This window comes from Arthrobacter sp. 05L45_2 (assembly GCF_056397525.1).
The window spans coordinates 1-6390 of the sequence record NZ_JBFTNO010000184.1; the positions used below are offsets into that span (position 1 = coordinate 1).

General features: G+C 69.2%; 6 protein-coding genes and 1 pseudogene. 6 read left to right on the plus strand and 1 reads right to left on the minus strand.

Features of this window, described 5'->3' with window-relative positions:
• The 5 genes and pseudogenes from AC1DHD_RS12990 to dapF form a co-directional block, all read left to right on the plus strand.
• A pseudogene (locus tag AC1DHD_RS12990) lies at positions 1 to 110 on the plus strand (recombinase RecA); the annotation flags it as partial.
• Positions 97 to 732 (plus strand): regulatory protein RecX, encoded by a 636-nt coding sequence (locus AC1DHD_RS12995; RefSeq protein WP_476880110.1) that lies wholly within the window; start codon positions 97 to 99, stop codon positions 730 to 732. The pseudogene AC1DHD_RS12990 and the gene AC1DHD_RS12995, both read left to right, overlap by 14 nt.
• Positions 733 to 795: 63 nt before the next feature.
• Positions 796 to 2337 (plus strand): tRNA (N6-isopentenyl adenosine(37)-C2)-methylthiotransferase MiaB, encoded by a 1542-nt coding sequence (miaB, locus tag AC1DHD_RS13000; protein ID WP_476880111.1) that lies wholly within the window; start codon positions 796 to 798, stop codon positions 2335 to 2337.
• Positions 2338 to 2388: 51 nt separating this feature from the next.
• Entirely contained in the window at positions 2389 to 3306 is a 918-nt protein-coding gene (miaA, locus tag AC1DHD_RS13005; RefSeq protein ID WP_476880115.1) for a tRNA (adenosine(37)-N6)-dimethylallyltransferase MiaA, read from the plus strand.
• Positions 3307 to 3403: 97 nt separating this feature from the next.
• Positions 3404 to 4360 carry a diaminopimelate epimerase gene (dapF, locus tag AC1DHD_RS13010; protein ID WP_476880112.1) on the plus strand — a complete coding sequence of 319 codons (957 nt, stop codon included), beginning with the start codon at positions 3404 to 3406 and terminating at the stop codon, positions 4358 to 4360.
• On the opposite strand, the gene AC1DHD_RS13015 is transcribed toward dapF, so the two are convergent.
• Entirely contained in the window at positions 4341 to 4955 is a 615-nt protein-coding gene (locus AC1DHD_RS13015; protein WP_476880113.1) for a class I SAM-dependent methyltransferase, read from the minus strand. The two genes, dapF and AC1DHD_RS13015, sit on opposite strands and share 20 nt — an antisense overlap.
• A 642-nt stretch (positions 4956 to 5597) precedes the next feature.
• Here AC1DHD_RS13015 and AC1DHD_RS13020 point away from each other — a divergent pair.
• A partial coding sequence (locus AC1DHD_RS13020; protein ID WP_476880114.1) for an HflX-like GTP-binding protein occupies positions 5598 to 6390 on the plus strand: 793 nt, incomplete at its 3' end.

Here is a 6390-nt window from a genome sequence, read left to right on the forward strand (position 1 = left end):
ACCCCGAGCTCGCTGCCGAGCTGGAGCGACTGATCAAGGAGAAGCTCGGTGTCGGCGTCAAGGCGGAGCCCGAAGCGTCACCGAAGCTGAAGGCCGTTGACGGCTTCTAACAGCCGGGCCTCGGCCGCACGGCGCCGCAAGGGGTCAGGATTCCCGTCCGGGAACCCTGGCCCCGGCGTCGTTGCGGGCGAAGACTCCGGCCGGGCGGGACCGCCCGCGCCGGAGCAGGACCGCGACGCCGATCCCGCCGCCGTCGCCCGGGCCATTGTGCTCCGGCAACTGACCAGCTCGGCCAAGAGCCGGCTGCAGCTGGCCCGCAAGTTGGCGGAACGCAACATCCCCGAGGACGTAGCCGAAGCCGTCCTGGACCGCTTCGAAGAAGTCCGTCTCGTTGACGACACCGAGTTCGCCGAGATGTGGGTGCGGAGCCGGTCGCAGAGCCGGAAACTGGCCAAAGGTGCCCTGCGCCGGGAGTTGGCGGAGAAAGGCATCGACCAGGACACGGCAGCGGTCGCCCTCGAGCAGCTCAGCGATGAGGACGAGGAAGCGGCGGCCCGCGAGCTCGTGGACCGCAAACTGCGGAACGCCCGCGGCCTCGAGGACCGCGCCGAACGGGACAAGACAGTCCGGCGCCTAGCCTCCATGCTCGCGCGCAAGGGCTATCAGCCGTCGCAGGCGTTCCGGATCGTCGGCGAGGCAGTCGACGCGGTGCTCCAGGACCCGGACGGGTAGCCCTGAGCTTTTGCCGGCATGCCCTCCGGCCACGCGAGCGCGCCAACCCGGTACCCTTAACAGGTGAGTTTGACCATTCCCTCCCCAGCCCCCGGCGGAACCCCTTCCCCGAATGACGCCGCTCCGGCCCGCACGTACCAGGTCCGGACGTTCGGCTGCCAGATGAACGTGCACGATTCCGAGCGGATGTCAGGAATGCTCGAAGCCGCCGGCTACGTCCCGTCCGCCGGCGACCTGGCCGACGTCGTGGTCTTCAACACCTGCGCGGTCAGGGAGAACGCCGACAACAAGCTCTACGGCAACCTCGGCATCCTCCGCCCGGTCAAGGAAGCCAATCCGGGCATGCAGATCGCCGTAGGCGGCTGCCTGGCGCAAAAGGACCGCGAAACGATCCTGAAGAAGGCACCGTGGGTGGACGCCGTCTTCGGAACGCACAACGTCGGAGCCCTGCCGGCCCTGCTGGACCGGGCCCGCCACAACGACGAGGCCCAGCTGGAGATCCTGGAATCACTGGACGTCTTCCCCTCCACCCTGCCCACGAAACGGGACTCCGTCTACGCGGGCTGGGTCTCCATCTCGGTCGGCTGCAACAACACCTGCACGTTCTGCATCGTCCCGGCACTGCGGGGCAAGGAGAAGGACCGCCGGCCCGGCGACATCCTCGCGGAGATCCAGGCGCTCGTTGACGACGGCGCCATCGAGGTCACCCTGTTGGGGCAGAACGTGAACTCGTACGGCGTTGAATTCGGCGACCGGCAGGCGTTTTCCAAACTGCTGCGTGCCTGCGGTGAAATTCCGGGCCTTGAGCGCGTGCGGTTCACCAGTCCGCACCCGGCGGCGTTCACCGACGACGTCATCGACGCGATGGCCGAGACGCCGAACGTGATGCCGCAGCTGCACATGCCACTGCAGTCGGGTTCGGACAAGGTCCTCCGGGAGATGAAGCGGTCGTACCGCTCCACCAAGTTCCTCGGCATCCTGGACAAGGTGCGGGAGAAGATCCCGCACGCCGCCATCTCCACCGACCTGATTGTCGGATTCCCGGGCGAAACGGAAGAGGACTTCCAGGCCACGCTCGACGTCGTGGAAAAGTCCCGGTTCGCCACAGCCTTCACCTTCCAGTACTCAAAGCGCCCGGGTACCCCGGCCGCCGAACTGCCGGACCAGCTGCCCAAAGCGGTGGTGCAGGAACGCTTCGAACGGCTCACCGCGCTGCAGGACCGGATCGCGGCCGAGGAGAACGCCCGCCAGCTGGGCCGCCGCGTCGAGGTCATGGTGACCGCCCAGCAGGGCCGTAAGGCCGGAGAAACCCACCGATTGTCCGGCCGCGCCCGCGACCAGCGGCTGGTGCACTWCTCCGTCCCCGAAGGTGCCGAAACCCCCCGTCCGGGGGACCTCGTGACCGTGACCATCACCGAAGCCGCGGCGTTCCACCTGATCGCCGACCCCGCGGGCCCGGCCGAGTACAGCCTGCGGCGGTCCCGCGCCGGCGACGCCTGGGACCGGTCGCAGGCCGATTCGTGTGGCGCCCCGGTACCCGGCGCGGCCGGCGGCACCACGGGGGTGTCCCTGGGCATGCCCACCCTCCCGCTCCGCGCCCGCTAGCCCGTGGCCGCGCCCGCCCCGCAGGTCACGCCCGCACCCCTGACCGCCGCCCTGCCGGCCCAYGGGACCCTCCGCGCCACGCCGCCGGTTATCGCCGTCGTCGGCCCCACCGGCTCCGGGAAGTCCGATCTGGCCGTCGCGCTGGCCGTGGCCCTCGACGGCGAAGTGGTTAACGCCGACGCCATGCAGTTCTACCGCGGCATGGACATCGGCACCGCGAAGATCACGCCGGCTGAACGCAGGGGAGTGCCSCACCACCTCCTGGACAYCCTSGAYGTCACCGAGGAAGCCAGCGTCTCGGACTTCCAGCAGCAGGCCCGCGCGGTGATTGCGGAGATCCACAGCCGCGGGAAACGGGCCATCCTCGCCGGCGGCTCCGGTCTCTACGTCCGGGCGGTCCTGGACGTACTCGAGTTCCCCGGCACCGACCCCGCCATCCGCGGCCGGCTGGAAGCTGAGGAAGCCGCCGCCGGGCTCGCGCCGCTGCGGGCACGGCTGGAACGGCTCGATCCGGTCTCCGCCGGACGGCTGGGCGATGCGCGGCGCGTGATCCGCGCGCTGGAGGTCTTCGAACTGACCGGGCGCCCCTTCAGCTCCTTTATGCCCTCCCGCGAGTACTTCCAGCCGGCTGTGCAGCTCGGCCTGGATGTTGACCGCGAGCTGCTGCGCGCCAGGCTGGCCACCCGCGTGCACGCCATGGTGGATGCCGGGTTGCTGGCCGAGGTGCAGCGCCTCGACGCCGAAGGGCTGCGGCGGGGCCGGACCGCCTCCCGCGCCCTGGGCTATTCGCAGTTCCTCCGGGTGGTGGACGGCGAGTGGGACCTGGAGACGGCCGCCGAGGACACCATCGCCGCGACCCGGAAATTCGCCCGGCGCCAGCTCACCTGGTTCCGGGCCGACCCCCGGATCCACTGGCTTGACTGGCAAGACCCCGGGTTACTGGCCCGGGCCGTGGAGCTCTGCGGCTGACAAGTCCGCCCCGGACACCCTGGCGGGCGCCACGCGTTCGCAGCCTGGCCGGCGCCCCGGTTCCACCCCGGCACGCAACGAACTGTAACCTTGGACCATGGACGAAACCCTGGCCCCGGCCGCTGACCACCTTGCTGCCGGAGGCGCCGTTACCCCTGGCGGCCTGAAGTTCTCGAAGGGCCACGGAACCGGCAACGACTTCGTCCTCATCGCGGACCCCAACGGGGCCCTGGCCGTCACCCCGGAACAGGTCGCGGCGCTCTGCGACCGGCACCGCGGCATCGGCGGCGACGGACTCATTCGCGCCGTCCCGTCCCGGCTGCTTCCCGAGGGCCAGGAACTGCTTGCCGCCCACCCCGGCGCAGAATGGTTTATGGACTACCGCAACGGCGACGGTTCGCTGTCCGAAATGTGCGGCAACGGCGTCCGGGTCTTCGTGCACTTCCTGATCGCCGAAGGCCTGGTGGACCTGCCGGCGGGCGAATCACTGACCATCGGAACCCGCGGCGGGGTCAAGACCGTGGTCCGCACTGCCTCCGGGTACGCCGTGGATATGGGCCCCTGGGAGTTCATCTTCCCCGGCGAAGCCACCGCCCGCGCCATGGATTCGCTGGTCAGCGCCGGCGGCCTGGAAGTGGCCCGGCCGGCACTCTCCGTCAGCATGGGAAACCCGCACACCGTCGTCGCCTTGGCCGAACTCGCGGAGCTGGAGGCCACGGAACTGTTCCGGGCGCCGCGGGTGGACCCGGTTCCGCCGCACGGGACGAACGTTGAGTTTGTGGTGCCGGCCGAGCCGTTGGTCCACGACGGCGTGGGTACCATCACCATGCGCGTGCACGAACGCGGGGTGGGGGAGACCCAGTCCTGCGGCACCGGAGCCTGCGCCGCTGCCGTCGCGATCCGGCACTGGGCCGGCCAGGGTGCACCGGATACCTGGAACGTGGAGGTGCCCGGCGGCGTCGTCGGCGTGAAGTTCTTCGTCGCCGCGGACGGCCACGAGCACGTGGAACTCAGCGGGCCCGCCGTGATCGTCGCTAGTGGGACGCTTTCCTGACCCGCAGGATCCTGAAGGACTTTGATGTGCTTTCCCGGGTCACGGTGAAGCTGGCATCCAGCTCGGCCGAAAGCCAGCGCTGAAGCGAATCGGAGCCCAGGTTCTTCTGCACCACCAGCCAGGCCGAGCCTCCCGCGGCCAGCCGCGGGAGCCAGAGCAGCAGCAGGGCATGGAGTTCATCCTTGCCGATCCGGATGGGCGGGTTGGACCAGATCGTGTCGAAGCGCAGCTCCGGGTCGACGTCCCCGGGGGTGCTGGCGGTGACGTTGGTGAGTCCCAGCAGCCCCGCATTCTCGTTCGTCAGCGTCACACAGCGTTCGTTGACGTCCACGGCATAGACCCGTGCGTGCGGCGCCCGCAACGCCATGGTCAGCGCGATCGGACCCCAGCCGCAGCCGATGTCCAGCAGGTTCCCCTGCGGTGCGGGAGCGGGAACATCCGCCAGGAGGACGGCTGTACCCTTGTCGATTCCGTCCGGGCTGAAGATCCCCGCGGACGTCTGCAACTGCCGCTGCCCGCCGGCGAGTTCCACGGTCAGKGGCTTGCGGGTGAACGGCCCGGCCGGCTGGGCGCTGAAATAGTGTGCAGACTCCATAACTGGCCAGATTAGTTGGCGCTCCGGCGGTATGGGAAACCGGCCGGGATCCGCCGCCGTCCGCCCCGACACGGCGGCCCATGGCGCGGGGGGCCGGTCTGCTAGGCTAAAAACATGATCCTTAACTTCAAGTAGCCGGCCGGATTTTCCGCAGCGACGTCTTCTGTACCGGCGCCTTCCGCACCGACAGCTGCGCTGGCGCCATCGGAAGTCCCGCCCCGGCAGCGACGCAGGTACTTACCTTCCGCTCTGCGCGCCTCCGTGATCACTGCATCAATCCCACGGCGCCGGATTTGCTTGGAGTCACTCCTCTCGGAACCTGTCCGTCCGCGTGCACAGCATGCGGGATCTCACGGCAGGGATACCAGCCGGTCCCGGCAGCATCGCATCCCGGCGGGCGCACCCGGATAGTACCAACGCACACCAGCCAGCTCACCAGCTGCCCGCACATCCGCGCCGTTCCTAAACCGCTGCAGCCCGCACTCACCGCTCCGGACCGGAGCCCCACCCCGCCGTCGGCGCCGCCGCCGTCCGGCACCCGAGGAGGCATGAATGACCACCAGTCGTCAGCCCAGCGCGAATACCGCGCCACGAAACACCGAACGGCACTATTCTGAGAGTGCAGACCCTTCGAAGGAGACCATGACCAGCCAGCCCAACCCCGGTTCCGATTCAGCCGCCCAGGACATGAGTCCTGCGGAAATCCAAGCTGTTATCGACCGGATCCTCTCCAAAGACGCCCCGGCATCCAAGACCGGCCCGAGTGCCGGCGACGGTGATGCCGCCCAGTCCCGGCCGGTCTTCGGCAAGGCGCAGGCATTGTCGCAACTGGATGAGGAACACAGCAGCTACGACGGCGACCAGCAGGACCTCGAGGAACGCCGCGCCCTCCGGCGGACGGCCGGACTCTCGACAGAACTCGAAGACGTCACCGAAGTCGAATACCGGCAGTTGCGCCTGGAGCGGGTGGTGCTGGCGGGGCTGTGGACCGAGGGTACCCTGGCCGACGCCGAGAACTCCCTGCGCGAGCTCGCGGCCCTGGCCGAAACCGCCGGATCCGAGGTCCTCGACGGACTGGTCCAGCGGCGCGCCAAGCCGGACCCGGGCACGTTCCTCGGCTCCGGCAAAGCCCAGGAGCTCAAGGACATTGTGATGTCGACAGGCGCTGACACCGTGGTGGTCGACGCCGAGCTGGCGCCCTCCCAGCGCCGTGGCCTGGAAGACATCGTCAAGGTCAAGGTCATCGACCGCACGGCCCTGATCCTGGATATTTTCGCCCAGCACGCCAAGAGCCGTGAGGGCAAGGCACAGGTGGAACTGGCACAGCTCGAATACCTGCTCCCGCGCCTGCGCGGCTGGGGTGAGTCGATGTCCCGCCAGGCCGGTGGCCAGGTGGGTGGCGCCGGTGCCGGTATGGGCTCACGCGGCCCCGGTG

Bases quoted from the DNA above. Each gene is read 5' to 3' on its own strand.
- dapF (WP_476880112.1), top strand. From the start codon at position 3,404: ATGGACGAAACCCTGGCCCCGGCCGCTGACCACCTTGCTGCCGGAGGC.